Below are 26,673 nucleotides of genomic sequence, written 5' to 3'. Positions count from 1 at the left end.
GCATCACGAGGCGTTTTGACATTTTACACTTCTGGATTTTCAATCGTTTTTGGGCGCTCGACCAGATCTCGGATTGGCAGCGGGGTCACCTCCCACGAGGCCCTGTAGGTCGCTTCGAGCGGGACGTTGACGTACCATCCCGGGGCCAGGAAGAGCGGGGCCTCGGGCCAGGAATCGCCAACGGCCAAGGGCTCGATGTACGTGGTCAACGGCGGTCCGGCATCGAACGCGGCCACGGTCAAGGGAGCGTCGGAGGGGCGGGGCCCTGGCGGGTGATCGACTAGCTCGTCCCAGATCAAATGCGCCAGCCCTTGCGGATCGCGAGGGCCGGTTGGGAAGGGGTCGATCATCAGGAAATGAATCCCGTGGCGGAGGAAATCGACCGCCTTGGAGACGAACTCGCCCACGGCCGACCTCGAAGCCTTGTTGCCCGGAGAGACCACCTCGATCATCGCCACCACCCGCCCCAGCCCCTGCCGGATCACGATGCGGTTGGCCTTCATGACGTACCGAGCTGCGTCCAGCTCCGCCTGGGCCGTCGTTTTCATCCGGGGAGGGACCTCAGCGACGGCCAACCCGCCCGTCGGCTCGGGGCCTCGCAGGCGTAATGCGACGATGTCCGGTTCTGGACCGCTGACGCGCTGGTCAGCCATCGCGAAGTAGCCTTCGGGAAGAATTCCTCGATTCAGTGTCCGCCGAATTTCGATCGTCCAATCCTGGTGGAAATCGTGATACGTGCCGGCTTCGACACGGGTCCAGTCGTGGATCGGCATGGGCCACCTCCTTTGTCGTGATTGTACCGCGCCCGGGGAGAAACTCGCGTGACCGGGGACCGGGGCACCAGGGCCGCCCCGACGATGCCCTCAAGACGCCGAACCGACAGCCGGATAGCATGACGGTCGCGGTCGTGGCGGTCGCCCCGATCGGCCGGAACGCGTTCGCCCCTCGGAACTCGGTCCGACGCAACGGACGGAATTCCCCCTTCGAACTGGCCCTGGCCGGGCCATCATGACTGAGGATTGCTCATGATCTTGATTCGTACAGCCCTGAGTGTTGCCGTTGTCGCGCTGGTTCCTCTCGTCACCGTTGCCGACGAACCAGGATGGGTTCAGGTGACCGAGGACGACCGCGCAATCACGATCGAGACGGATCTGCTTGAGGCGGTGATTCCCAAGCGCGACCCGAAACAGTGGATGACCGGGATCGAGAAAGGATCGTTTCTCGACAAGACGACCGGATTCCGAGAAGTCGGTGATGGCTTGATGGTGATCGACTGGCTGATGGAGCCCGGCAGCGATGACGATTGGGCCGATCAGGTGTTTGCCCCCGACGGGAACGGGGTCGGGCGCTACACCTGGTTCGAGAACGAGGAAGATCCCGGCCGCCGGTCGTATGCCCTGATGGCGCACGGGAGCAGCCACCGCAAGCGAATGATCGAAGGGCCGCAGCTCTGTCATCGCATGAAGCCGGTTCAGCCGGAGGTGATCCAGGGAGACGACTTCGTTGCCGTGAAAACCACTTATCAGTTTGTATATGCGGCGCCTGGTCGGACTCCCGGATCAACCTGGACTCAGTTGATTGTGTTTCCTAAAGGGAAGCGTTTTTTCCTCCTGATGGATCGGATCGACAGCGTTAATGATTCTCCGGAGATGTTCCTCCGCAACGACACGCCGGGCTGCATTCGGCACGAGCAGGGGGACACATTCAGCGAGGTCTATCTCAGCTATCTGGGAGGCCCCAACGGGATTCGGATTCCGTCTCAAGAGTTCTTTGAACCGTTCCCTCCCGACCTGAAGTTCGGCTACCGACGCGACCTGAACCGAACGCCCGAGCACTTCATTCGCGCGTACCGGCTCCGCGATCCAGAGACAGGGGACGAGGGGCCCTGGCTCGGAGGTCTGACGCTGGAACCCTCAGTCGTTTATGAGGCCTGGTGCAGTCAGCGGCCGGGGGGAATCATCGTGATGATCGAGGAAATCCACGGGCGTCCAGTCAAGGCAGGAGAGTCGTTTAGCGCGGCCCATGTGGTTGGGTATTTTGATTCGATTGAGGAGATGCACGAGGTTTTCGAACGCTACAAGGGGCACACGAGCCTTTCGGTCGCTGCCTCAGGGTGGCAGCTGTTACCCTAGCCGTTTTGGTCGAATGGCTTCGGTGACGAGCGATCGAACGTTTCCAGCCCTGACCGTCGATCCGGCGGTCGGGGCGGTTTCGTGCGCGGACCCGAGCAGATGGCGCTGAACCGTCGATCTTGCAACTGGGGAGGAGGACCATTGCAGCCATCAAGGGATCCATTTGACAGCGGCCCAAGCTCAACCTAGGTATCTGGCAGCGACACTGAAGCGGCACCGGCGGGGACGACGAGGTCCCACGCGATCGCCTCGCCCGCGGGCGTTCCGGGGCGAACGCTCGACCGCCGATCCGGGGAGACCGGCAAGACGGCGGGCGATGGTGTCGCGGGGCAGTGTCTCTATCCGCCACCGAACAACGAGGGTTTTCATGTACGCGAATCTGTCAATTCCCAAGCCCCGACGGGGTTTCACGCTGGTCGAGCTGGCCGTGGTCGTCGTGATCATCGGCGTTCTGGCGGCCTTCGGTGTCCCTCGCTTCCTGCAATCGGTCGAACGTTCCAAAGCGGCCGAAGCCTTCGCGTATCTCTCCGCCGTCCGCACCGCGCAGGAACGCTATCACGCTCGGGAAGGCACCTACGCCGACGTTCTGGAGAATCTGGACATCCAGGCACCCACCCCGAAGTATTTCTCCATCGGTACGGTGTCTGGAAACTCGGACCTCCAGGACTCCTGGACCTTGACGCTGACGCGATCTGGTGCGTCGGCCGGTTACGGACCGTATACGGTGACCTTTACCGATCAAGGCTTCGATTCGACGAACAGCGACATTGATCCTGAGATCAACCCGATCGGTGCTCAGGGCGCCGCCCCTGATCCGCAAACCTGATCCTCGTTCTCGCCCGGAGTCAGGCCGCTCTCACAACCTCTTGCGGGTTGGGGGGCGGCCAAACGACGTTTCGAGACATGGTCGTCGACGATACCTCTCCCCCAAGAGAGCCCCGCCACCCGTCCATCGAGCGGCGGGGATTCCGACCTCGCATGTCTTCCATCGTCGAAGGTTCCATCACAAACACTCGCGGTCATCCTGGCAGGAACGGCAGCGGATGACCTGACGATTCTGCAGGGTAGCGGCACCGCAAGGGTTCTCGGACGCGTCTTTTCGATGCGGTAGGGCGGGTTCCATGCAAAGAAACCGAACCATCCAGAGGCCTTTCCAGGGTTTCACGCTGGTCGAGCTGGCCGTGGTCGTCGTGATCATCGGCGTTCTGGCGGCCTTCGGTGTCCCTCGCTTCCTGCAATCGGTCGAACGTTCCAAAGCGGCCGAAGCCTTCGCGTATCTCTCCGCCGTCCGCACGGCTCAGGAACGCTATTTTGCTCGGGAATCGATTTATGCAGAGACCCTGACGGATTTGGATATTCAGGCACCGATCCCAAAATACTTCAACCCCGGCCCGATCACGGGGAATCCGGACCTCGAACTCTCGTGGACGATGACGCTCACACGATCCGGGCCTTCAGCCGGCTATGAGCAGTACGAGGTGACGTTTAACGAGGAAGGCTACGACGCGATCAACAGCACGATCAGTGCCGAGATCAATCCGATCGGCGGGCTTGGTGCTGGGCTGTAACTCATGGCGGCACGAGTCATCAAAACCCCAGGTGGTCAGGACGAACACCCGCATGTTCATGGTCCTTCTTCGAGGCCCGCCACCCCAACCACCGCGGGCGGCGGGCCTTGATCGCTCCTGGAAGGGTCTGTGACGCGATTCCCCCTCACTCCCAATCTGACCGGCCGGGGAAGGCGAGCGATCGATGAAAGCGATCCTGGCAAACGTTCCGAGAAGGCGCAGCATTGGTCTGCATGTCGGTGAACGCGAGATTGCCCTCTCTCGGATCGCATTCACTCCCCTGGGACCGGTCGTCGTGGATCGGCAGGTGGAGCCCCGAGCGTCGGAATCGCCGACACCGATCATCCAACGACTGCTTGAGCCGCTGCGGACCAGCCGAGCATGGCGACGGGCACCCATTGCCGTGGGAATGCCCGGCATGGGCGTCTTCTTCTCCACGCGTCCCGTGCAGATCCAGCGCAACACCGAGGACCAGTCTCCTCAGGTCTTGCTGCACGAGATCCTGCAGTCGGCCAATTTGAATATCGATCATATGCAGGTCGATGCTGTTCGATGGCAATTGGGGCGTCGATCGCTCGCCAGCCTGGCGGCTTGTCGAAAGAAGGCGCTCAGTCCGATTCTTGAAGCTCTGGAACAGTGCGAGGTTCGCCCCTATCAGGTCGAACCGGCTCCCTGCGCATTGCTGCGGGTTGCCGTCGAGCGGTATCGAACCCCCCGCAGATGCCCCGTGGCGCTGCGGGTCTTTCTTGGTCACGAGCACGCGATGGCCATCGTGACCGCCGACGACACGCCGCTCATGTGGCGGTACTTTCCACTCGAAGCGGGTTCTGAGGGAATGGCCATTCTCTCGATGCATCGGTTTGTTTCCAGTAATTATCGCGTGTACGGAGCCGATACCCCCCCGGCCGCCCTGATCATTCACGGACGTCCCGATCTCGACACGCTGGCTGAACTGTCTCACGGGTCTGGAGTGCCGATCCGGGTCCTGCGTTATCCCGGTCCGGCATACGAAGCGGGCGAGATCGCCACCGGCTTGGCCCTGGGGTGCTTGCCGCACCTGTCCACGTTCAACCTGGCCCGAGACTTGCGGCCGCCAGAACCGATTTTCAGCCTGCTGCCCTGGGGGCAGATGGCCGTTCAGGCCTCGGTGCTTGCGCTGGCAACCTTCTTGATGATTGAACACCGACGCTCGCTGGACCGGGAGTTCATCGCGGTTCGGGCGGAGCAGAGCCAGTATCCCTGGCTCCAGTCGCTCGACTTGCCGAAGCTTCGCCAGGAGCGTGACGATCTGATGCAGCGAACCTCATCGATCGAGCGCTATCTTTCGAGCCGAATTCTCTGGACCGAGTGCGAGCGAGAGATTGCCGATCTGCTCCCCGACGGGATGGTGGTCACCAAGTTTGACGGTCAGGCCACCTACGAAGTCGTGGGAGGGAAGGGTAGGAAGACCGCGCCGAAGCGGTCGTTAACCCTGGCGATCGATGCGCCGATTCCCTCGGGCAGGGCCGTCTCTCCGGAAGTTGAGGTGTTGATCGAGGCACTCCGAGAAAGCCCGCTGCTCCAAAAAACGCTCCCGGATGTCGACATGGCTGGCCTGCGATGGAACTCAGGAGGCCCGTCTCGCACTCCAACAGCGTCCTTCGTGGTTCATTGCCAGCCGGGAGCCACCTCCTCCAAACCGTCTCGCGAGACGTCCCGATGAACGAAGCGACCTCCTCATCCCGACTGGTGAATTCCCTCCGGGACTTGCTGCACAAGCCGAACCAACTGGGTCTGGCTCTCAACCTCGTGTTGCTCGTGGCCTGGTATCTTGCAACCTACTCCCCACTTGATCGAGCGATTGCTCAGGACGAGCACCGGCTCAGGATCGGCCGCCAACGGCTGGCCCTGGCCCACGAAGTGGAACACCTTCGCCAGCAGGCTGATGGGTTCGGGGCGTTTCTGCCGGAGCCGGACGACGGAGATGTCTGGGTTCCCTTCATCATGGCCGGGGTGCGGCAGTTTCCAGAGATCAAGCTGGTTTCCCTCAATCCGCGTCCTTCAATCAAGGTAGGCCCCTACTCGGCTTCGGTCCATCACATCGTGATCGAGGGATCTTTTCCGATCCTTGAGCAATTTCTTCGATGGCTCGAAGAGTCTCCTCGGCTGATCCGAATCGACTCGATCCAGATCACACCGAAGAACGGAAACAGCGCTTCGCAGGGAGGAAGCATCAACGAAATGCAACTCTTGCTGGTAGGAATCGAGGGGTAAATCATGCCCGACGAGCTCATCAAACTCGGTCCGCTCACCGGCTTTCTTCTGGCCGTCGGTTACTGCGTCTGGCCTCACGTGGCACCACCACTGCACCAGGCCGCGCCGACCCCGGCGCTGCCGAAGATCGATTCCAGTCTGCTGAAGCCCGCCTTTGGACCACCTTCGACGCGGGATCCGTTTCGAGAAACCAATCATCCGGCGGAGTTGGCAGCTCGGCCGAGCAACGGTGAGGCGAGCCAAGCCCCCCTCCGGAATGTGCCATCGCTTCCGCCGGAAGCGGCGGTGACGCCTCGCATGCCGTCCTCGGCCTTTACGCTGGGGGCGACGCTCGTCTCGGGAGATCGCCGGGCGGCGATCATTGATGGCCGCGTCTATCGACAGGGGGAGGCGCTCGAACGGCCAGAAAGCTCGACCCGGAACGAGTGGACGGTTACCCAGATCGAGCCTGGTCGGGTCGTCCTCGGCCGCAGGGACCGTCGGGATCCGCTGGTGCTCGAGCTTCCCGACCGTCTGGCCGCGCTGATGGTGGAGGCTGGCCCAGCGCCTTCGAGAGCGACCGACGATCGCGGCTCGCGCTTTGGACTGGAAACGCTGGCCGATGCCCGGGCCGCGCTGGCGGCGGCCGGGGTTCATCTTCCCGTCCCGGACCTGATGGAACAGATTGCCCGACAATCGGGCGGGAGTCTGCCGGAGATCTCCAAGGCGTTGCTTCGATTGCTTGTCTCTCCCCCCTCGAACCGTGCCGCGCCCGCTCCCGCGCTCGCCGCCTCTGGGGAGGGATCGCGATGAACGCAACAGCCATGACCGATGATCGCTCACTGCTGATTGAGCTGTTGCTGCAGCGAGGAGCCGTGACCCCCGAAGGACTGCGAGAGATCCGAAGCCGCGGGCAGGAACTGAACGAGCGGAACTTGATCCTCGCCGGCCTGATCGGCGATTCGGAAATCGCCAGGACCTATGCCGAATACCTTGCCGTTGCGCTCTATGATCCCGGAGCTGAGCTGCCAACTCCCGAGCCGGAGCTGTCCCGATTGCTCACCGAAAAGCTCTGCCGGGATCAGACGATTGCCCCGGTCGCCATTCGGGGCGATCAGCTCGATCTGGCCTTCGTGACTCCCCGAGAGATGCTCATCATCGACGAGGTCCAGCTCCTGACCGGTCTGCGGGTTCGACCGATGATCGCGCCGATCGGCATCGTCGAACAGTTGATCGAGGGTTTGTACCGATCGAACCGATCGTCTGCCGCCTTTGCTCCCGACGCCGAGAGCTTCGAACAGGCGGACCTTGACGACGAGATCTCTGAGGAAGAAGACCGAGCCGGGACCTTGGTCCTCGATGAGGCTCCTCCGCCGGGTCGGGATGGTCGCGTCATCCGCATGGTCAACCAGATCCTCGAACATGCCATCCGTTCCGGGGCGAGCGACATCCACCTCGAACCGTTTGAAGATACCTGTAAAATTCGACTGCGGATCGATGGCAATCTTCAGGAGTACCAGGTCCTGAACCGTCAGGTCTTCGTGACCATCGTCTCACGATTGAAAATTCTCGGCCGCATGGATATTGCCGAGAAACGGGTGCCTCAGGATGGTGCCATCAGCCTGAGAAGCGGTGACCGCCGGATCGACCTTCGCCTGAGCACCATGCCCACGGTCTACGGTGAGAAGATGGTCATCCGGCTGCTCGACAAGTCGGCCATCCCGCTCGATTTGCGCGGTCTGGGTCTTTCGAATCGCCAGATGGAAGACATGACCGAGGCCATCCGATCGCCCCACGGTCTGGTTCTGGTGACGGGTCCGACCGGGAGTGGCAAAAGCACGACTCTGTACACATGCTTAAATCTCCTGAACGAGCCAAATACGAACATCTGCACCGCCGAGGACCCGGTCGAGTATCGCTTCAAGGGGCTGAACCAGGTTCAGGTCAAAGCACAGATCAACCTGACCTTCGCCAGCGCCCTCCGTGCGTTTTTGAGGCAGGACCCGGACATCATCATGGTCGGCGAGGTCCGCGACCCGGAAACCGCGGAGATCTGCATGCGATCGGCCCTAACCGGCCACCTGGTGCTCTCCACCTTGCACACCAACGACGCCCTGAGCTCGATCAGCCGGTTGCAGGACATGGGGCTCGAACCGTTCATGCTGGCGTCGACCCTCCGCTTGCTTCAGGCCCAGCGGCTGGTCCGGAAGCTCTGTCCTCACTGCAAGGCTCCTTATGAATGCAATGCCGAGACGGCGAGACGGTACAACCTCGACGCCGACCAGGTGCTCTACCGCCCCGTCGGTTGCGATGCCTGCCGAGGTTCCGGCTACCGGGGCCGAACCGGCGTGTTCGAAGTCGTCCGAATCACTCAGCCACTGGCGGACCTGATTCAGGCGGGGGCGCCACTGCCCGAATTACGAGCCGCGGCCCGTGCGCAGGGAGCCTCGTTGCTCATCGATAATGCGATTGAGAAAGCCCGGCTCGGCCTCACCAGTCTCGAAGCCGCCTTGACCGTTGCAATGGGCGGCGACGACTGATTCGATTCGAAAGGGTGCCGACAATGGTGTTCGACGAATGGGTAATGTCTCACGCCCGGGTGTCCAGCAAGCCGCACAACACGCTCAAGATCGACGATATTCTGGCCTTCTTTCAGCAACTGGCGACGCTGGTGGCCGCCGGAACGCCGTTGCTCCAGGCGATCCAGATCGGCTCGGAGCAGGCGGAAAGCCTGCGGCTGCGTCAGATCCTTTCGGAGATCGCCGCCAGGCTATCGGCCGGAAGTTCCTTTCATGCCGCGGCCGCCAACTACCCTGAGGCCTTCGAGCATTCCTGGATCGAGATGATCCGGACCGGGGAGATCACGGGCCGGATGTCCGACGTCCTCCGTGAGCTCTCGGGCCAGGTCCAGGAGGCTCGCGAGGCCAAGCGAAAGATGCGTGGGGCGATGTTTTATCCGATCGTCTTGCTGTGCGTGGCCACACTGGCGATCGCCGCCATGCTTCGGTTCGTCGTCCCAACCTTTGACCGGATGTTCAAGGAGATGGGGGCCGAACTGCCCGAGATCACACAGTTCGTGGTCTCCGCCTCGCAGTTCGTCGTCAGCTACGGCCTCTACATCCTTCTGGGCATCGGCCTGGTGATCTTCGCCTTCCGACGCTACTACCGGACCGAGGAGGGACGTCGCCGCGTACTGGGCTTGCTGATGGTCACTCCGACCGTGGGGGATCTTGTCATTCAGTCGACCATGTACCGCTTCGCGTCGAACCTCGCCCTGCTGCTCAAGAGCGGCGTCCCGATGCTCGAAACCCTGGAAACCCTCCGCGGTATCCTCGGCGGGAATCCGATCTACCGAGACGCCCTCGAACTGGCCCAACGACGGGTGGCCTCGGGTCAATCGCTCGCATCGGCGCTTGAGGAAAGCGGCCTGTTTACCGGCATGGTGATCAACATGGTCCGCACAGGAGAGGAATCCGGTCAACTGGCGCCGGTCATGGATCGTGTGGCGCCCTATTATCGAGAAAAGGTTGAGACACTCATTTCCAAGCTCTCCAAGACGCTCGAACCGTTGATCGTCGTGGGAATGGGGGCGGCGATTGCCGTGATGATGCTTTCGATCTACCTCCCCATGTTCAACATGTCCGGTGGTATCCAATGACTGCTTTGTCGAGTCGACGACCAAGGCCGAGCCGCGCCGGATCGACGCTCGTTGAGCTCATGATCGTGACCCTGCTGATCGGTATCTTTGCGGCCATGGCCATTCCGTCCTATCGATCGTCCGTGGAACAGGCCCGGACCGACATGGCCGCTGCGAATCTTCGCACCCTCTGGGCTGCCGAGCGGTTCTTCTATCTGAACGAACGGTACTACACCTCCGAGACAAACGACTTAATTGCCTATGGTGTGTTCAAAGCGTCTGAGATCTCAAGCGCCCCGGCCGGTGGACCGTTCTTGATGTACAACGATCCCACGTTCATTTACCGGATCGTGCTCCAGCCCAACGGAGAGTTCCAGGCCACGGCCACAAGAGCCGCCGGGACCGCTTTTCACGGAGTGCTGACGATCGACGCTGCTGGGGTTGTCAGCGGGCAGGTCGCCGATACCTCCGGGCGAGTTGTTCGGCCTGGATTCCGCTAATCGGAAGGGTTGATCATGAGACGCTCGATCCTCGATGTTTGGCCCCCTTCGACCCTGCGGCGGGGTTCGACCTATCTTGAAGTGCAGGTCGCCTTTGCCGTACTCGGGGTGGCGCTGGCCGGCCTGGCACCGATTGTCGCCTCTCAGACCCGCTTGATTTCTCAGATCGAGCAAATGATCTCGACCGACGCTGTCAATTATCTCGTGCCGGCTCAGCACCTCGGGGCGTCCGAAAATCTCTGGGTCCGCAAGCTCGGCTTCGACGCGACCCTGTCTGTGAACCCTCCGGCGACCAACCTCGAAACGCCGATCGATCGAGCAAATTCGATTTCGATCACCTCCTCAAATCTTTCTTTGATTGAACAGAATGCCTGGGTCGAAGTCTCTGTAACTCCGATCGATCCCGAGCCTGAAGGCACCGGCCCCTCCGGCGAGGATCCGCCCCCCGATCCGGAGCCCTCGTCATGACGCGAACGACGCGAAGACGATTTCAACGTCATGGTTTCACGCTGATTGAGATGGCGATTGCCACGGCCTTGACCGGCATGCTTGGTGTCCTCTGCCTGCTCTCGTGGAAGGCCTTCGGAGTGCCCGCGGTTGATTCGTACTACCGGAGCCGACTGGCAGGCGAAGCCATCATGGCCGCGGCCTCGTTGTCCGCCGATCTGGGTGGCTCGCTCCCGCCATTCAGCGGACCGACGGGTGATCGTGAGGATCATCGCCTGGTCGGATGGCGATCCGAGCACGGCAACCTGGAACTCTGGTACGACAGTGGGCAGGACCCCGTCGACCCGGATCCCGAGGAAGCGCCTTCAATCTTCTCGGAACCAAATCACGCAATTGTTTACTCGTTTCAGTATCCATTGGATTCGTCACGAGGTGTGCTCGTTCGCTCCGATTCGAGATCGGGAACATCGTCGGTCGTCGCCACGGATCTTGCATCGATGGAGATCGACATCCCGTATGGGTCTGAGGAGCGCATGATCCTGACGCTCGAATTTGAGTATCGCATCTTCAAGCAAACTCATTCCCGGTTCTACACGTTTGAGGCGATTCTCCCGTGAGACGACCACTCGTTCCTCTCCGGCGGCCGGGAATCGCTCTCACTGCGGTCCTGGCCCAGTTGACGCTGTTGTTCATGGCATGGAGCCTGGCTAACCGCCAGTGCACCGCAACCATCGGAATGGAGGAAGCGCTCAGCAGACGAACGGATCAACATGCGGGCACGCTTTCGGCGATCGCGGTGGGACTCGGGTTGCTCGAAACCGGGTTGCCGGCCGAGGACAAACTGGATGAATTCGGCTCCTATTCGTGTTTCGTGATGTTTCTTGATGTGACCACCGGCACCCTGGTTCGGTACACCCTGATCTTCCAGCGCCTCCCGGTTCCGGACCCGCTCCCCGATCCTCCTTCGAGTCACTGGAGCCTGACGGCCGTGCCCTACGACCCGGTCACTCATCTCGACGTCGAGGGGCCGATGACCACGTTTGAGCCACCTCACGAGCAACCCGAATAGACCTGGCAATGGAGCTGCCTCGTGGACAACACCCCTGAGAACCGAAACGGCTTCGTCGAGCGTCGGAAGCGACGAACACGCCCCTGGGATTGCTTCTCGTCGCCGGGCCGTCGTCGGAGCCATCGACGGCAAGAGGATCTCGGCCCGTTCTCGTTCGTCGATCGCTACGACAAATCGCTCGGCGTGATGATCCTTTTACTTCTGATCCTGACGCTCACTGATGGCGTGCTGACGATGATTCTCATCGATCTCTTCTGTGAAGAGGCGAACCCCCTCATGGCGGTCCTGATCGAACAGGGGCCGATGACCTTTGTTCTGGGCAAGTACCTGATGACGGCTGTCTGCCTACCAATTCTTTTGGTCTTTCAGCACTATCGGATGTTCGGCTCGTGCTTTCGGGTCCGGCACTTCTTTCCCATCTTCATCGCGCTTTACCTGTCGCTGCTTGTCTATCAGATCCATTTGCTGAAGAAAACGTCAGAGGCTTTGGAGCGGCGTTCAATCCCCACGTTCGCCACCGTCTCGGAACGATTCCCAGATCCGAACAACACAATCTGCTTCTCCTTCGATGCTCAAGTTGGGTGAAGGAGTCTCGGTCAACGCTCGACCGGCGCGGCCCCTCCTGACGCATTGATCCGAAGGGGGTGATCGTGCCGGATGATCCAGGAGGTTCCATCGTGGTCCCCTCGGCTCGGGTGGCGATTGCCGACCATCGAGACCGATAGGCTTTGGCAGTTCGTCCCATTCGTTCGGTGGGCGGTCCGGCTCGGCACGGGGATCGTCACGTTGCCAAGCGGCCGTCGAACCCAGGGAGGGGCTGTCGAATCCAGGAGGGCCAATCGCCGATGAGTACGCCTCGACGACCTCGATTTCGTCCCGGGACCTGGGACGCGCTGGAAGAGCGAATCGTTCTGTCCTCGATCGGTTTCCGAGAGCCTTTGGCGCGTCCGGCGATGAGAGACTGGGCCCAGTCGCTCGCGGTCATTCGAGCAGCCAACCGACCCACACCGCCCACTCCTCGGCTCCCTCAGGCGCCGATGGCCGCACGATTCCACGGGGCACCGACGGCCGCACGACTCCCTCAGGCGCCGATGGCCGCACGATTGCCCCAGGCGGCAATGGCCCGGACGCTTCAGACGCCGGCTGTCGTGATCAACGAGCAGTACGACGCGTTCCGCACCGAGATCGCCGAGGCGATTGAGCTGTACCTGAGATCGTTCACGACCGAATCGTCTCAGACGCTCCAGTTGACGCTGACCGCTCCGTATCAACCGGGTGGCGGCCTGTTTGCGGTCGACCGTCTGGAGTTGCCCCCTGCAACGGATTCGGCACCGCTGCGGGTCGCCGCCAAGCCGGTCGGGTCGGCTCCTCGACTCTATCAGATTACCGGAACGGCCTCGGGGCTCCTGACCGGAGTTCAGCCGTTTAACCCGCTGTCCGGAGAATTCGGGGTCGTCGTCAACGAGGACGGCTCCGTGAGCAACGATGGCCCCTTGCCGGCCGGCACACCAATGGAGCTGGTCTTCCTTGTTCCCTCGCCCGATTCAGGCAACGTCAGCTCCCAGTACCTCAATTATGTGGCTGATCGAACCTTGAGGCTTTCACAGGATCTGGTCACCTACTTCAACCGGCTCCCGATCCGACTCCCTCGGATCCCGGGAGCGTACCATACTCCTCGGCCCGAGACCGCCATTCAGTTCTTGCTGGCAAACCAGATCGCCGGTCAGGGGCCTCAGTTGTTGCTCCAGCAACTGACCTCGCAGCCCTTACCATCGGGCTCGGACGCGGCCGTGGAACTGTACCTGGCGACGATCGACATAATGATCGAGAGTTCTCGGGAACAGATTCTTGAGGGGGTCCGCCTCCTCTTCGCCGGCCGAAGCGTCCTTGGCACCGGCCAGATCAGTCCGGTGATCCCTGTCCAGCCGTGACCGATCGACCTTACCGGCAAACAGATGTCTCGATTTCGATCATGACCCGCAGCGGATCGGGCCAGTTCGCGAAGTCCTGGCCCGATCCGATCGCGTCCCATCGTTTCGACACAGGGCTATTGGCGGATCTCGTTCTTGCCAAAGAAGCGGAATCGGGGTTGGCGTTTCGATTCCTTCGAGATCGGTTCGACCGGACTCTGCGTCCGGAGCGTTGTCTGAACCGCGTCGATGTAGACGCGTTCCAGGACTTCGGTCGGAGGCAGCATGAGCATCGTGCCCGGTTGCAATCCTTCGAGGGACGGTGAGGAGTGGCGGTTCACGGCCCAGAGTGCTGCGTGCAGGGCAGGATTCCCGTAGTATCGGCTGGCGATTGACCGGAAATCCTCTCCAGGAGCCACGATATGTTGCGCGATGCCCACCGGCATGACTGTCGCATCCTGGGTCGGGCCAGCCGGGGGCTGGGATGGCCCGGCAACGTTTGACGCGATCTGGCCCTCGGTGGGGGCGGGCCCTTGCATTGTCGGCGAAGGCGGATGGGGTTTCTTGCGACGCTGAGCGATCCGAGAGAACATGGCGCGGGTCAGATCCCCCGGTCGGTATCCTCGTGTCTCGTCTTCCTGATTGGGCGCGGCCTCAGGGGGTGTCGGTGCGGTCTGGGACCCCCTGGGTGTTTCGAGGGCGACCTCAGCTGGGGCCGGATCTGGAGCTTGAGCCGAGGCTTTTGGATTCCTCCAGGACCAACCGCGGCGAGCCGGTGGCTCGGCAACGGGCTCTGGCTGTTCAGCCAAAAGGTCCTGCGTCGAGGTCATCTGAGCGGCCTGGAGCATCTCGTCGACGGTGGAAGGGGAGGCGTTGCCGAAATCGCTGCGGAGCAGATCATGCAGTCCCGAGACCGCCCCGAGGGTTTCCTGAGACGATCGACGCATCAGGATATCCGGATCAAGCAGGGTTGGCGCCAGGACGGGCATCTCGCATCCGGCCTCAACAAAATACGGCTGGCCAGGCATCGGCCCCGAGTTGGGGACGCCCGAGGGTCCGACGGGAGGACTTCCCGGCACCGGCCTGGGCAGGCCGCCGTCTCGGTTGATGATGCGAGGGGTGAGCAAGACCAGGAGTTCTTGCTTCAAGGCCCGCGTTGTGCGGGTCCGGAACAAGGGCCCAAAGAAGGGTAACCGGTTCAGGCCAAGGACCCCGTCTTCCCGGATCTCGTCGGTGTTGTCGATCAGACCGCCGATGACGATGGTTGCGCCGTCGGGGACCATGATGTTCGTTGTCAACTCCGAGGTCGTCAGCTGAGGGATGCCATTGGCGTCGATGAATCCCGAACTACGTTCGGGATGGACTTCCAGGCGGATCATGCCTTCCTGCGAGACGTAAGGACGAATCGCCAGCAAGGTCCCGATGGGGATGAACTGCACCTGCTCCGAAGCGGTCGTGAGGTTCGTGAAGGTGGTCGCGTAACCAAGCCGCTGACCGAGTTGGATCTCAGCCAGCTGTTTGTTCAGGACCAGGAGCCGAGGGCTGGCAAGGATGTTGATCTTGTTGAGCGTTTCCAGGGCTCGAATGAACCCGGCAACGCTATTGCTGACGAAGCCGTATTTCAAGCCTTGATCGGCCAGATAGCCTGGTAACAACTGTCCGGGGCGAGGGCCGATGTAGCCTCCGAGCGGGGGAGGTGCCGTCGGAGCACTGGCGGCCGAAAGCACCTGAGCCGGGCTGAACCCACCCGCCAGGTTGATCGCCGCGCCGCTTCCGGAAACGATTGCTTCGGTCGCGAGATTATCGACCACGGCGAAGTTCACGCCCAGTTCCTGGCCATCACGTAATTCGACGCTGATGATCACGGCTTCAATCAGAACCTGCAACGGCTCGACATCGAGCCGTGCGACGATCTCGTCGATGACTTTCACGTTCTCGGGGAAGTCTCGAATGACGACCATGTCGTGCAAGGCGAAGGAATCACCGCCCGTCGAGCCGCCGCCGCCGACCGGCCCGGGGAATCCCCCTCCTGCCATGTTTCCGCCGAGCGCCATACCCCCTGCCGTACCACCACCGCCGGCGCCTCCCGGACCGACCAGACCGCCACCGCCTCCCACCAGACCGACGCCTCCCGCGCCTCCTACAATGCCGCCCGTCGATCCCCCAAAGGCTCCCGCACCGCCTGCCCCGGTGATTCCCTGGCCGCTGGGGGGGGTTAACGAGATCGTCCCCTGAGGGCTTAGGAAGGGGCTGATCATTGCGAAGATGTCAAACGCTCGAACATAGTTGAGATGGTACACCCGGATGATCGGCTCGTTTTCTCGGAGACGCAATGCCTCGGCTTCCGCCGCCGTGTAGACGAAGATTAGCTCCCCTTCCCGGCGAGCTTCCAGGTTTGCGATCCTCAGCAGGATTTCCAACGCCCGGTCAAAGGTCACGTCCTCAAGCACAATGCTGACCGAACCGCTGACCCCTTGAGACGGGATAATATTGACCCCGGCTTGCGCTGCCAGCAGTTCCAGGGCCTGACGAATGTCCTGATTGTTGACCCGGAGCGAGAGCCTGGGCTGTTCCTCCTCAGGAAGGGCTTCCGGGAGCGCTCCTCCGGGTCCAGGCAACGGCGATGTCGGGTACGGCGGAGGATACTGCGGAGGAACCTGGAGCGGATACTGTGGTGGGATTGGGCTGGGATTCTGTGGAGGACTGGGAAATAGTTCCGGCGCCGGAATTTGCCCCGGGACAAACTGAACCGTCAATTCCGAAGCAAGGGGAGGCGTCTCGGGATCAGGGTTCGAAACGTTTTGCAAGGGTTCGTCCGCAAACAACGGCACTTCCGGAATGTCCACGTCCCCTTCGTGGGTCGGCATAAAGGAGTTGGCGTCGGTGTCGGGCGACGCCGGCAACGGTGTCTCGGAACGAATCGACGGCTCCGCGATGACTGGCTCGATGGATGGGACTTCAGGAGGCGAATCGGGGAGCGCCGGAATCGCCTCAGTCAAGGAATCGGAAGCCATCGGCTCGAGTGCCATGACCGGGACGCTCTCGAGATCCGATTCAACCGCCTGAAAGGTCCTCGCTCGAGAAGGTTCCAGTGCGGCCATCCAGCACACGGAGGTCGCGAGAATGCCGAGTCCTGCGAGGCCGAGCCGCCGGCCTCGCTCCCTCGGTCGATTCGATTGATTCATTCGACACCATCCTCGGGGCAGCGAGAACACGATCAGACCATGCCCGGGCCGCATTCCTTGCAACCGGCCACGGTCGGCTCACCCCAAGAATCGGAAGCGTTTCGATCGCACCTTGAGTAAGAGCGCGATTCGAACGGTCTTCCGGGTCAAAATGATCTTGACACCCCGCACAAATCCTTCGCAGCCGTCAAACTCGACTGACTCGACGACGATCGTTCGCCCTTACCAACCATGTCGGGAGCCGCGAGGGGCTCCATGTCCCAACCAGCGGCCGATTCCATGAACGGGACGCTGATCGACCCAGGTGCTGGGATACATCCCCAGGCCATAGCCGGGGCTTCCCAGCACGCCGTATCCCCGAAAACCGGGCTGCAAGGCCGCCCCACCGAGGTTGATCAGGGGGCCTCGGCCGTATGCGAAATCGCGATAGCCGTACACCGAGCTCTTGGTGTGGTACGGCCAGGCGTACCAGGCCCCTTTGCCGTAGCCCTGCCCGGCGAGCCCCTCGGGACCGTAGCCGATTGCGTCAAAGCCTCGGGGTGGGTCGTAATCGGCCTGGGCCTCGCCCCGAGGGAGGACGCAAGCCGCAGCAGCCACGATCGCGACTCCGATCCAGGCAATTACCGATCCCCTCCGCCGATTCCGTTCCGCGTGCATGGCGTGCTCCCTGCTTCGATTCCGACCCGACCCTTGATTGGGATTCCGTGGGAAGCAAGAACCTTCTCAGAATCCCTCACGTTACGGTCGTCATCGTGTCGACCATGTTTTGTTGAGACTCAGGCGTTGGGGCGATGGTCTGGCAAGACACGTCGCCAGATTCTCCCAGGTGAGTCTACCACGCAAAACTTGTCCCCGAAGGCCCAGAAGCCTTGCCAGTGCGCTGGATCACGGGCAGAACATCGCCATAAGGGATTTGCGTTGTCCCGGCGCGACCGGCCAGCCAGAGGCCCCTTGAGGACCAGGCTGCTCCGAGATGATCCCTCGGCCTCCAATCTTCAAGGGGCCGGCGGCCGGGGTCTCATCGGCATGACGGCCGAAGCGAAACTCGGCCCCCCACAACGGTCACGGGATGCGCAGCGCTCGACAGGTGTCCTCGTAGCTGGCTTCCAGGTCGAGCGGTACGGCCAGCTCGGGCGCCAGCCAGAGCGGCAAGGTTGGCAGTTGCTTGCCGAGTTCCAGCGGGTAGGCCCAGGATTCGAAAACGCGGGTGCCGCCGCGCCGGATCCATCGGCACGAGGCGGCCGAGATCAAGGGGGGATCGTGCCCGAGCATCGGGTCGGCATGGCCGATCATTGCCAGGAGTTCGCCATACAGGTTGACCGCCCGGGTCGTGACGACGTCGACGATCGCCACGCAGACCCCCTCGGCCAGCATCGCCGCGCACTTGGTTACGAACGCCCGGCGGTGCTCCGGCCGGTCCTCGTTCGAAGGGCTGACCAGTTCGACCGCCGCCACCAGCCGACGCCCTCTCCGGGTGTCATAGACGCGCACCTCGTATTCGTCCGCCTTCGGCACGTCGGCCATGATCGCCAGCGTCGGCTTCGGCGGCGCCCAGGTCGCGGTCATCGTCGCCGTGGCGGTCGCCGTTGCCGTCCCGCCGCCTTCGTCCGGTCCGGCAAAGGGTTCCGCCCCTGCCTCGGGCCGATCGAAGGTCGCCACGGCCACCTCGATTGACGATCCCAGGTGGATGTGTGGTGCGGCCACATACCGGCCGGGCAGCCTTGGGCCGAGGTGGTCCACGATCTTCATGGGCCAGCCTCCATGGACCCCGTCCCACGACATGAGCTGATCCAGTGGTGGGCGAAAATGGTCGCGCAGCGGCATGATGGAGACCCTCCTGCAGATTAGTCTACCGGATCGCGTCACGATGTCTGCCCAATGGCTCCCGGCACCCTCGGCCTCGGCCCGTTCCATCGCTGGCCTCGACTTCTCCCTCCAGGCTCAATCGGCCTTCGATATTTCGGAGGTGATCCGAACCGCTTGAGGCGATTGCACCGCGGACCGGACCCGCCGGAGGCTTGACGGACCGGGATGGGTCGGGAACGATCGGACATGAGCAATCATCTTCGATCTGTATGCGGGTCGTGAGGGTCGATCTCGATCCGGAAGCCGAAGGAGTGTGCGGGATGCGCCTTGCCCTGATCTTCGCGGCGACCCTGTCGTACGGCTCGGTCGCGATCGGTCAGCCGGACCCGCCGCCGGAGTTCGAGTTCGATCAATCAGTCGCCCCGATCCTGACCACTCGCTGCCTCGACTGCCACGCCGGTCCAGACCCGAAAGGCGGGCTCGATCTGTCTCGCAAGGCAGGAGCGCTCAAGGGCGGCCACAGCGGCCCGGCCGTCTCGCCGGGCGACCTCGACGAGAGCCTTCTCTGGATCGTGGTGGAGGACGGTCTCATGCCGCCCGACGATCCCTTGCCGGAAGAGGAGGCCGAACGGCTGCGGGCCTGGATTGAACGCGGAGCCCCCTGGGGATCGGACCCGATCGACCCCTTCACTGCCTCGACCGATCACAGGGCGGGGCGCGATTGGTGGTCGCTGGCGCCGCTCCGACGACCGGACCTCACGGTGTTGGCTCACTCGGAGGAAGCAACCCCGATCGATGCGATGATCCTCGATCGCCTCGACCGGGAAGGACTCCAACCGCTTGAGATGGCCGATCGTCGCACGCTCATCCGTCGCGTGACGTTTGATCTGACTGGCCTGCCTCCCGAGCCAGATGCGGTCGAGGCGTTCGTCGCCGACGACCGGGCCGACGCCTATGATCGCCTGGTGGATCGGCTGCTGGCATCTCCTCAGTACGGGGTCCGATGGGCGCGGGCCTGGCTCGACCTGGCCCGCTTCGGCGAGAGCAACGGCTTCGAGCACGACGAATTCCGGCCCGACGCCTGGCGCTACCGCGACTGGGTCGTGCAGGCGCTGAACGCCGACATGCCCTACGACCGCTTCGCCCGCCTCCAACTCGCCGGCGATCTGCTGGCCCCCGACGATCCGAGCGCAATCGAGGCGACCGGCTTCCTGGTGGCGGGTTCCTACGACTCCGTCGGCCAGGGGCAACAGAGCGAGGCCATGCGGAAGGTGGTGCGTCAGGACGAGCTGGAAGATCTCGTCAGTACCGTCTCGCAGACCTTCCTCGGTCTGACGGTCCACTGCGCCCGGTGCCACGACCACAAGTTCGACCCGATTCCCCAGGCGGATTACTACCGAATGGCCTCGGCGCTCGACGGGGTCCGCCACGGGGTCCGCGACCTTTCGGCAATCGACCCGGAACTCGTGGCCGACCGCCGCAGCTTCGCGGAGATCTCCGATCGCTTGCGGACCCTGGAAGAGCCGATCCGAGAACGATTGCGAGGTCGAGCTCTCTCCGAATCGCTCGATGCGATTCCCGCTCCCGCGGCTCGGTGGGACTTCGATCGCGGCCCGACCGATCTGCAGGGAGGTCTACCCGGATCGCTTCGGGGCGGTGCGCGGCTCGACGGCGAGAGCCTGGTCGTCGATGGATCCTCCGGCTATCTCGCCTCGGCCCCGTTGACGGAGGATCTCGGGGTCAAAACCCTGGAAGCCTGGGTCCAGCTCGACACCCTCTCGCAGCGCGGCGGCGGGGTCGTGAGCGTGCAGACGCTCGACGGCCAGACGTTCGACGCGATCGTCTTCGGCGAACAGGAGGAGGGGCACTGGATGGCCGGCAGCGACGGCTTTTCCCGGACGAAATCATTCGAAGGCCCTCCTGAGGTCGAGGCCGACCGCCGCTTCGTTCATCTTGCGCTCGTTTACGAGGCCGACGGCACAATCACGGCCTATCGCGATGGCCAACCGTATGGCTCCCCCTACCGATCCTCCGGCCTGAAGACGTTCAAGGCCGGCGAGGCTCAGGTTGTCTTCGGCCTCCGGCACGGAAACCCGGGGGGCAACCGGATGCTCGCCGGTCAGATCGCCCGCGCCGCGGTGTATGGTTGTGCGATGACGGCTGAGGAAGTCGCCGCCTCCTTCCATCAGGGTGCCCCGATCGATCCGAGAGCGATTGCCGAGGCCCTGCCAGCCGACCTCCGCCGAGTCCGCGAAGACCTCCTTGCTGAACGTGACCGGGTCCAGGATCGCCTGGCCAGGCCTCGCAAGGCCTATGCGGTCGCGCCTCGGCAGCCGGAAGCGTCTCGTCTCTTGATCCGGGGCGATCCCGCCAGCCCGGGCGAGGTCGTTGCTCCCGGCGGCCTCTCGGCAATCAACGCGGTTCCAAGCACGTTTGGGATCGATCCTGAGGCTCCCGATGCGGAGCGCAGAACCCGCCTGGCCACCTGGATCAGCCACCCGGAGAACCCTTTGTTTGCCCGGGTGATCGTCAACCGAATCTGGCAGGCGTACTTCGGCACCGGGCTGATCGCGACCCCCAGCGATTTCGGATTCAACGGGGGTCATCCCTCGCATCCTGAGGTGCTCGACTGGCTCGCGAGCGATCTGATCGAGCACGACTGGAGCCTCAAGCACCTGCACCGCCGCATCCTGTCGTCCTCGGCCTACCGGCGAGCCTCGCGGTTCGACCCTGAATCGGTCCGGATCGACGCCGAGAACCGCCTCCTCTGGCGGAACCCGGCGAAGCGGCTGGACGCCGAGATGGTCCGCGATGCGATGCTCGCCGTCTCCGGGGTGCTCGATCCGGCGATCGATGGGCCGGGGTTTCGCGATTTCGAAATCGCCCGAGCTGAAGGGACCATTACTACCCACTACCTGCCAACCGATCCGATGGGTCCAGGGGAGCATCGCCGGACTCTGTTCCGTACCTGGGCTCGGGGGGGGCGCAGCGGCTTCCTCGACGCCCTGGACTGCCCCGACCCGTCGACGACCGCACCGGTCCGGACCGTGACCAACACACCGCTTCAGGCCCTGGCGATGCTGAACAACACGATGGTGCTTGACCTGTCTGAATGGTTCGCCGATCGGCTGAAGTCTGAGGCAGGACCCGACCTCAAGGCCCGGATCGACCTGGCCTACTTGCTTGCGCTGAGCCGCCTTCCTTCGCAGGAGGAGCGATCCCGAGCGGCTGAGGTCGCCAGGGAACACGGTCTTGCCACCGTCTGCCGAGCGCTGTTCAACAGTAACGAATTTCTGTTCATTGATTAATTCATTCCTCGAATTCTCGGCAGATCGCCGGGGTGGCCACCATGGACCGTCGCGATTTCTTGAGCTGGGCTCGAAACGGTTTGGCCTCCGCGGCCTCGGCGTCGCTCTTGCTCCGAGACGGCACGCTGCGGGCCGGGATATCGGACGTGTCCGAAGCGTCTGAGGCGATCCCTCCGCATTTTTCCCCCCGAGCCTCCCGGGCCATCCACATCTGCCTCTGCGGGGCGATGAGTCATCTTGACTCATTTGATTACAAGCCGGAGTTGATCCGTGCGCACGGCCAGTCGCTGGTCTCTGATGAGCGGCCCGACGTGTTCTTCGGGCAGGTCGGCCGCCTGAGGGCGCCGGACTGGACGTACCGACCACGCGGTCAGAGCGGACTGATGATCTCCGACCTGTTCCCCACGCTCGCCGAGCTGGCCGATGAGCTGACGATCATCCGGTCGATGTATGCCGAGACGTCGAATCACACGCCCGCCATGTTCCAGGAGAATACCGGCTTCCGGCTCAACGGATTCCCTGCGCTCGGCTCGTGGCTCTCTTATGGCCTCGGGTCGGAGGCTGATGACCTTCCTGCCTTCGTTGTCATTCCCGACACCCGGGAACTCCCTGCAGGCGGGGCGATCCACTGGTCCAATGGGTTCCTTCCGGCCCAGCATCAGGGGGTGATGATCCGATCCGAAGGGGCACCGATCGAGGACCTTTTCCCCGATCGCCCAGTGGATCCCGACGCCGAACGCGCCTCCCGAGCGCTCATCGATGCCATGAACCAGGACCACCTCGCCTCCCGATCGGGAGACGACGCCTTCGCTGCCCGGATCCGGGCCTACGAACTGGCCGCCCGCATGCAAACCGCTGTGCCCGAGGTCGCGGATCTTGCCTCCGAACGGTCCGAAACCCTGGCCCTTTACGGCATCGACCGCCCCGAATCGGCCGAGTTCGGTCGTTCCTGCCTGCTGGCCCGACGGCTCCTCGAACGGGGCGTCCGGTTCGTTCAGCTCTTTTCCGGAGGGACCTTCGGCAGCCCCCGACGCAACTGGGATGGTCACGAGGACGTCCGGCAGAACCACGGGCAGGAAGCCTTGCGGATCGATCGGCCGGTCGCCGGGTTACTCCGCGATCTTCGCCGCCGAGGCCTGCTTGACGACACGATTGTCCTGTTCACCACCGAGTTTGGGCGGACGCCCTTCACGCAGTCAGCCGCCGATGTGGTTGGCACCGGCCGTGATCACAATCAATACGGCTTCTCCGTCTGGCTCGCCGGCGCTGGCCTGAACCCAGGAATCGCCTACGGTTCGACCGACGAACTCGGCTGGAAAGCCGTCGAATCCCCCGTCCACTGGAACGACTTCCACGCCACCGTGCTCCACCTGCTCGGGCTCGACCACGAACGGCTGACCTACTACCACAACGGCATCCAGCGCCGCTTGACCAACGTCCACGGCCGAGTCCTCCGCGACCTGCTGGTCTGAGCCGACTTGTTGAACCAGCCGTTTCCTGACCGCCTCACTCCCTCAGATCAACCCCAATCGTTCGGCGATCACGACCAGGCCCACGGTCAACAATGCGGCCGTGGCCGAGATGATGATCACCTTCAGCGGATAAGACAGCGGCTCGAACCAACGGTCAAATGCGATCGCCACTCGGCTCAAGCCCTCCGGAGCCTGATGAGTCAACCGTTGCCACCCCGCAGCAATCGGCCCCGCACCCTCACGACGCGGAACGAACTTTCGGAAGGGCGATCCCGAGCTGACTCTCGATGGTCGGGCGCCCACGGCCCCGTAGTGGTAGCGAGCCTCCCCCACGGCTTCCTGGTCCGGACCGAGAGCCTTGATGATATGCCTCGCCAACGCAAAACCGAGGCAGGCCCCGAAGACCTGGATGAGCAGGTCGGTCGTCCCAGGGTGCCGCTCGGGGATGAAGTACTGCCCCACCTCGATGATTCCCCCCACCAGGACCGCCACGATCAGCGTCGTGGCCATCCCCCATCGCGCCTTCCGCCCGAACGCTAGCGCGAAGACCACGCCGATCGGCGCGAAGGAGAGGGACCGTGACAGGATCTGATCGAGGGCTCCGTAGCGGCTATTCCAGTAGTAGTCGATGAAGGGAGCCCAGTTCATCCGACGCAGGCCAAAGACCCTCGTGTTCTCGTCGCTCAGGTCCGCGTCGGACTGACGGAACTGCTCCGGATCGGTGGAAAACGTGAACGGCTGCCAGGACACCGCGATCAGGAGCCCAACCCAGAGCACTCCCAGCACCGCTGCCGTCCACGAAAGGCGGTGGCCTTTCAGGATGGTCGTGTGAAGGACTTCCCAGGCATCGTGCAGTCCCGTGCCTCCGAGGCGGATCGCGGCCTGGCGGTCTCGGATCGACAGGGCAACCCACCAGCCGATCATCACTGCGGCAGTACCCGTCAGGATGTCGGTCACATCGCAATAACGGGTGTAGACAAAAAGTTGCAAGACCTCGATCACGACCGTGCTTACCAATCCCAACGTGAGCACCCAGGTCCACCGCAGGAACCACGATCTTGAAACCCAAGCAGCCAGGGCCCCGAGGGGAACAAACGTGGCCAGGTGGATCAGAAGCCCAACCCAGGCCTTGGTCCCCCCTGACAGGAGGTGGCCGAACGGGGTGAGCGCGATTCGTCCCTGTCGAGCCTTCGCGACCAGTTCATCAGTGTCGACCACGAAGTCAAATGGGATCAGACTGAACACAAGCACGACCGCGACATAAAGCGGTAAGGCCTGGCGCGCCAGGCCGGCGAGCCCCTTCATCTCCCAGAAGCGCCGCAACCAGTTCGTCAGCGGTTGTCCGAACGTCAGCCAGGCGAGGGCACCGGCCACGATCCCGGTGCCCTCGACGATCAGGTCGTTCACCGAGACGGTCCGGGGAGGAAAATAGACCTGCAGGAACTCCAGCCATGACGCAAGCAGGAATCCGATCGGGATGACCACCACCACCGCCACGAGTCGGAAAATCGCTCGGAGGTCGACACTCAAGGCCGCGGTCAGACAGAAACTCAGCAGGGCATACTGGAACCCGTTGACCACCCAGTCTCCCCGGGCAAAGAGTAGGGTCGGGTCGAACTGGGTCGCCGCCCGATAGCGGGCGATCGCTTCCTCGTACGGCATCGGTTGAAACCGGAGCGGAATGATCGACCCGTAGACTGTCAGTACCAGCAGGCCTACCGCCAGCACGGCATACCAGGAGACGCCGAGCGGCCTTGATCCCCGACCTGCCATCACAATCCTCCTCGGACGGATCTTGCTTCCTCGTCGTTCGCCCTTCCCGCAGCGATCGCCCTCGCTCCCACATCTTGCGATTTTAAACCGTTTCCCCCAACCCTGACACGACATTGATGCCTCAGTGCATCACCCTGAACGCTCAGAATGACGTTCGACCACCTGCGGAGATGCCGTGCTCGGAGTCTTCCTTGAGAAGGCCCGGTCCGGTCTATGAAGGTGGCGGCCAGGCAGTTCCCCACCTCAAGGGGATCAAGGATCGGGGATAAGATACGGATCCGAAGCGAACGTCTTCCTTAGGCCCTGAACACCCTCAATGCTGCGCGAACGTGGAGGCGGGAGGAACCTGATAGCGGACGGATAGGTGGGGGGTCTCGGATCGTTCGCCACCGTCGCCGAGCGACCGAACGCAGGATTCGACCAGACCGGTTGTGAGCAGGGTTCGTTCGATCGGATACGGGGTCTTGCCAGTCAGGAAGGTTTCCTCGGCCTTGGACATCAGAGCGGCCGAGTAGACGACGTTCGGGTTCGGCGGCAGGTGGAACAGGGTCGAGAGCGGCTCAGACTCCCCCGTCAACCGGGCAGCGAAGGTGAAGTCGCCGACCAGACCGTTCATGAGGAGCATGGTGGCTCGGGTGCCGTCGCGGTACTCGATTCGGTAAGCCACGGGATCCTGGACCCAGGCCCGGATCTGCTCCGGGGTCGGATACCGGTGGCTGAACGTCTCCGGCTGGGCCAGGGTATGACTGCGCGAGAGGCAGGCTTCGAACAGCCGGGGGTCCCAGCCTCCCGAGATCCAGTCGCCGGCTTGCATGGCCTCCCAGACCGCTTCACCTCGAAGGCCCTGAACGGCGGCCACGCCGGTCTCGCCGCCGCGACGGCGTTCGGCCATGCACTGGATCGTCTCCAGAGCATGGAAGTCGTAACTGTCTACCCCTCCCATCGCAACGCAGAGCATTTCCTCGACCGAGGCGTCGTAGGGCAGGTCGATCGAGGGCATCCGCCACGTGACCGGCAAGGACGAACCAGCAAGAAAGGGGAAGTCGAGTTCTCGGGAGAGGTCTACCATCTCCCTGGCCCAATCCCAACGCCACGACAGGTGCTTGTCATTGAAGACCGGCACCGAGCGCCCATCCTGGCGGAAGACATCGGTCACCGCCTTGAAAAACTCGTAGCGAGGGTACTGGGTCTGGCCGTACGCGTTCCGAGGGTAGTTGCCGTGCTCGCCGATGATGAGGACGGCGTCGACCGCCAGTTGATCCCCCCCTACGCGGAGGGCCTCGGCGATGGTTGGGAAGATCGGAAATCCGAATTCCTCGGAGCGCTGACGGCTCAGATCGTTCTCAGGAAACTGATCGACATACACCGAAACCACATCGATGGGAGGCGTATGCCATCGCCCGGCAATCGGATAGCCGTGGAGAAACCGCTCGGCCATGTGCCAGGCGTGAGAATGATAGCGCCACTCGGTCGTGATCACTGCCATTCGCGTTCGGTCGGGTGCACCGTTGGGAGCCTGTGCCAGACCTTGATTCACCCTTGCCCCGAGCATCGGCGCTGCACTCATGGCACCCAGTAAGGTTCGTCGCGTCAGCATCTCGTCTCCAACGTCCAAAGGAAGCACCGCGAGTGCT

22 protein-coding genes are annotated in these 26,673 nt (G+C 62.9%); 16 read left to right on the top strand and 6 right to left on the bottom strand.

The features are described from left to right. Positions 1-23: 23 nt before the first annotated feature. Entirely contained in the window at positions 24-773 is a 750-nt protein-coding gene (locus HG800_RS20860; protein ID WP_169979099.1) for a DUF4058 family protein, read from the bottom strand. Positions 774-1,025: 252 nt separating this feature from the next. On the opposite strand from HG800_RS20860, the gene HG800_RS20855 reads away from it, so the two are divergent. The 14 genes from HG800_RS20855 (at position 1,026) to HG800_RS20790 (ending at position 13,516) form a co-directional block, all read left to right on the top strand. Then, positions 1,026-2,132 carry a hypothetical protein gene (locus tag HG800_RS20855; RefSeq protein ID WP_169978906.1) on the top strand — a complete coding sequence of 369 codons (1,107 nt, stop codon included), beginning with the start codon at positions 1,026-1,028 and terminating at the stop codon, positions 2,130-2,132. A 367-nt stretch (positions 2,133-2,499) separates the two neighbouring features. Next, the gene (locus HG800_RS20850) at positions 2,500-2,958 is read left to right on the top strand and encodes a type IV pilin protein (RefSeq protein WP_169979098.1); all 459 of its coding nucleotides are present in this window, start codon (positions 2,500-2,502) and stop codon (positions 2,956-2,958) included. Positions 2,959-3,253: 295 nt separating this feature from the next. Next, positions 3,254-3,700 carry a type IV pilin protein gene (locus HG800_RS20845; protein WP_169979096.1) on the top strand — a complete coding sequence of 149 codons (447 nt, stop codon included), beginning with the start codon at positions 3,254-3,256 and terminating at the stop codon, positions 3,698-3,700. 184 nt (positions 3,701-3,884) lie between these two features. Then, positions 3,885-5,402 carry a hypothetical protein gene (locus HG800_RS20840; RefSeq protein ID WP_169979094.1) on the top strand — a complete coding sequence of 506 codons (1,518 nt, stop codon included), beginning with the start codon at positions 3,885-3,887 and terminating at the stop codon, positions 5,400-5,402. Continuing rightward, positions 5,399-5,953, top strand: a complete 555-nt coding sequence (locus tag HG800_RS20835) for a hypothetical protein (protein ID WP_169979092.1) — start codon at positions 5,399-5,401, stop codon at positions 5,951-5,953. Before HG800_RS20840 ends, HG800_RS20835 begins: the two co-directional genes overlap by 4 nt. Positions 5,954-5,956: 3 nt before the next feature. After that, positions 5,957-6,745 carry a hypothetical protein gene (locus tag HG800_RS20830; protein ID WP_169979090.1) on the top strand — a complete coding sequence of 263 codons (789 nt, stop codon included), beginning with the start codon at positions 5,957-5,959 and terminating at the stop codon, positions 6,743-6,745. After that, positions 6,742-8,472, top strand: coding sequence for a GspE/PulE family protein (locus tag HG800_RS20825; RefSeq protein WP_169979088.1), 1,731 nt, complete (start codon positions 6,742-6,744; stop codon positions 8,470-8,472). The genes HG800_RS20830 and HG800_RS20825 overlap by 4 nt, the downstream gene beginning before the upstream one ends. 44 nt (positions 8,473-8,516) lie before the next feature. After that, positions 8,517-9,590 (top strand): type II secretion system F family protein, encoded by a 1,074-nt coding sequence (locus HG800_RS20820; protein WP_235963841.1) that lies wholly within the window; start codon positions 8,517-8,519, stop codon positions 9,588-9,590. Further along, positions 9,587-10,069 (top strand): type IV pilin protein, encoded by a 483-nt coding sequence (locus tag HG800_RS20815; RefSeq protein ID WP_169979086.1) that lies wholly within the window; start codon positions 9,587-9,589, stop codon positions 10,067-10,069. Before HG800_RS20820 ends, HG800_RS20815 begins: the two co-directional genes overlap by 4 nt. Positions 10,070-10,084: 15 nt before the next feature. After that, positions 10,085-10,537 carry a type II secretion system protein gene (locus HG800_RS20810; protein WP_169979084.1) on the top strand — a complete coding sequence of 151 codons (453 nt, stop codon included), beginning with the start codon at positions 10,085-10,087 and terminating at the stop codon, positions 10,535-10,537. After that, on the top strand, positions 10,534-11,133 hold the full coding sequence (locus tag HG800_RS20805; RefSeq protein ID WP_169979082.1) for a PulJ/GspJ family protein: 600 nt from the start codon (positions 10,534-10,536) through the stop codon (positions 11,131-11,133). Before HG800_RS20810 ends, HG800_RS20805 begins: the two co-directional genes overlap by 4 nt. Further along, positions 11,130-11,585, top strand: coding sequence for a hypothetical protein (locus tag HG800_RS20800; RefSeq protein ID WP_169979080.1), 456 nt, complete (start codon positions 11,130-11,132; stop codon positions 11,583-11,585). Before HG800_RS20805 ends, HG800_RS20800 begins: the two co-directional genes overlap by 4 nt. A gap of 21 nt (positions 11,586-11,606) precedes the next feature. After that, entirely contained in the window at positions 11,607-12,170 is a 564-nt protein-coding gene (locus HG800_RS27600; protein ID WP_169979078.1) for a DUF5658 family protein, read from the top strand. 260 nt (positions 12,171-12,430) lie between these two features. Beyond that, a complete protein-coding gene (locus tag HG800_RS20790; RefSeq protein WP_169979076.1) occupies positions 12,431-13,516 on the top strand; it encodes a hypothetical protein in 1,086 nt (361 codons plus the stop codon). A 116-nt stretch (positions 13,517-13,632) separates the two neighbouring features. Here the strand turns inward: HG800_RS20790 and HG800_RS28270 are convergent, their stop codons facing one another. From HG800_RS28270 to HG800_RS20775, 3 genes are all read right to left on the bottom strand, one after another. After that, positions 13,633-16,524, bottom strand: a complete 2,892-nt coding sequence (locus tag HG800_RS28270; protein ID WP_169979074.1) for a hypothetical protein — start codon at positions 16,522-16,524, stop codon at positions 13,633-13,635. A gap of 378 nt (positions 16,525-16,902) precedes the next feature. Next, positions 16,903-17,277: a hypothetical protein gene (locus HG800_RS20780; RefSeq protein ID WP_169979072.1), complete on the bottom strand. Its 375-nt coding sequence runs from the start codon at positions 17,275-17,277 to the stop codon at positions 16,903-16,905. A gap of 465 nt (positions 17,278-17,742) precedes the next feature. Beyond that, positions 17,743-18,504: a DUF4058 family protein gene (locus HG800_RS20775; protein ID WP_169979070.1), complete on the bottom strand. Its 762-nt coding sequence runs from the start codon at positions 18,502-18,504 to the stop codon at positions 17,743-17,745. 302 nt (positions 18,505-18,806) lie between these two features. On the opposite strand from HG800_RS20775, the gene HG800_RS20770 reads away from it, so the two are divergent. Both HG800_RS20770 and HG800_RS20765 read left to right on the top strand, forming a co-directional pair. Then, positions 18,807-21,794 carry a DUF1553 domain-containing protein gene (locus HG800_RS20770; RefSeq protein ID WP_206352378.1) on the top strand — a complete coding sequence of 996 codons (2,988 nt, stop codon included), beginning with the start codon at positions 18,807-18,809 and terminating at the stop codon, positions 21,792-21,794. Positions 21,795-21,835: 41 nt separating this feature from the next. Further along, positions 21,836-23,266, top strand: a complete 1,431-nt coding sequence (locus tag HG800_RS20765; RefSeq protein WP_169979065.1) for a DUF1501 domain-containing protein — start codon at positions 21,836-21,838, stop codon at positions 23,264-23,266. Between the two features lie 42 nt (positions 23,267-23,308). On the opposite strand, the gene HG800_RS20760 is transcribed toward HG800_RS20765, so the two are convergent. Beyond that, the gene (locus HG800_RS20760) at positions 23,309-25,039 is read right to left on the bottom strand and encodes a VanZ family protein (RefSeq protein WP_169979063.1); all 1,731 of its coding nucleotides are present in this window, start codon (positions 25,037-25,039) and stop codon (positions 23,309-23,311) included. 313 nt (positions 25,040-25,352) lie between these two features. Continuing rightward, positions 25,353-26,636, bottom strand: a complete 1,284-nt coding sequence (locus HG800_RS20755) for a hypothetical protein (RefSeq protein ID WP_169979060.1) — start codon at positions 26,634-26,636, stop codon at positions 25,353-25,355. Between the last annotated feature and the right edge of the window lie 37 nt (positions 26,637-26,673).

It is taken from the genome of Tautonia rosea, from assembly GCF_012958305.1.
GTDB classification, from domain to species: Bacteria; Planctomycetota; Planctomycetia; order Isosphaerales; family Isosphaeraceae; genus Tautonia; species Tautonia rosea.
This window is presented reverse-complemented; position numbering and strand designations above follow the sequence as displayed.

Coding starts and splice junctions, on each gene's coding strand:
- HG800_RS20770 (WP_206352378.1), top strand. CDS start 18,807: ATGCGCCTTGCCCTGATCTTCGCGGCGACCCTGTCGTACGGCTCGGTC.
- HG800_RS20820 (WP_235963841.1), top strand. CDS start 8,517: ATGTCTCACGCCCGGGTGTCCAGCAAGCCGCACAACACGCTCAAGATC.
- HG800_RS20825 (WP_169979088.1), top strand. CDS start 6,742: ATGAACGCAACAGCCATGACCGATGATCGCTCACTGCTGATTGAGCTG.
- HG800_RS20855 (WP_169978906.1), top strand. CDS start 1,026: ATGATCTTGATTCGTACAGCCCTGAGTGTTGCCGTTGTCGCGCTGGTT.
- HG800_RS20765 (WP_169979065.1), top strand. CDS start 21,836: ATGGACCGTCGCGATTTCTTGAGCTGGGCTCGAAACGGTTTGGCCTCC.
- HG800_RS20790 (WP_169979076.1), top strand. CDS start 12,431: ATGAGTACGCCTCGACGACCTCGATTTCGTCCCGGGACCTGGGACGCG.
- HG800_RS20760 (WP_169979063.1), bottom strand. CDS start 25,039: ATGGCAGGTCGGGGATCAAGGCCGCTCGGCGTCTCCTGGTATGCCGTG.
- HG800_RS20810 (WP_169979084.1), top strand. CDS start 10,085: ATGAGACGCTCGATCCTCGATGTTTGGCCCCCTTCGACCCTGCGGCGG.
- HG800_RS28270 (WP_169979074.1), bottom strand. CDS start 16,524: ATGGCACTCGAGCCGATGGCTTCCGATTCCTTGACTGAGGCGATTCCG.
- HG800_RS20835 (WP_169979092.1), top strand. CDS start 5,399: ATGAACGAAGCGACCTCCTCATCCCGACTGGTGAATTCCCTCCGGGAC.
- HG800_RS20755 (WP_169979060.1), bottom strand. CDS start 26,636: ATGCTGACGCGACGAACCTTACTGGGTGCCATGAGTGCAGCGCCGATG.
- HG800_RS20830 (WP_169979090.1), top strand. CDS start 5,957: ATGCCCGACGAGCTCATCAAACTCGGTCCGCTCACCGGCTTTCTTCTG.
- HG800_RS20850 (WP_169979098.1), top strand. CDS start 2,500: ATGTACGCGAATCTGTCAATTCCCAAGCCCCGACGGGGTTTCACGCTG.
- HG800_RS20815 (WP_169979086.1), top strand. CDS start 9,587: ATGACTGCTTTGTCGAGTCGACGACCAAGGCCGAGCCGCGCCGGATCG.
- HG800_RS20805 (WP_169979082.1), top strand. CDS start 10,534: ATGACGCGAACGACGCGAAGACGATTTCAACGTCATGGTTTCACGCTG.
- HG800_RS20840 (WP_169979094.1), top strand. CDS start 3,885: ATGAAAGCGATCCTGGCAAACGTTCCGAGAAGGCGCAGCATTGGTCTG.
- HG800_RS20845 (WP_169979096.1), top strand. CDS start 3,254: ATGCAAAGAAACCGAACCATCCAGAGGCCTTTCCAGGGTTTCACGCTG.
- HG800_RS20775 (WP_169979070.1), bottom strand. CDS start 18,504: ATGCCGCTGCGCGACCATTTTCGCCCACCACTGGATCAGCTCATGTCG.
- HG800_RS20860 (WP_169979099.1), bottom strand. CDS start 773: ATGCCGATCCACGACTGGACCCGTGTCGAAGCCGGCACGTATCACGAT.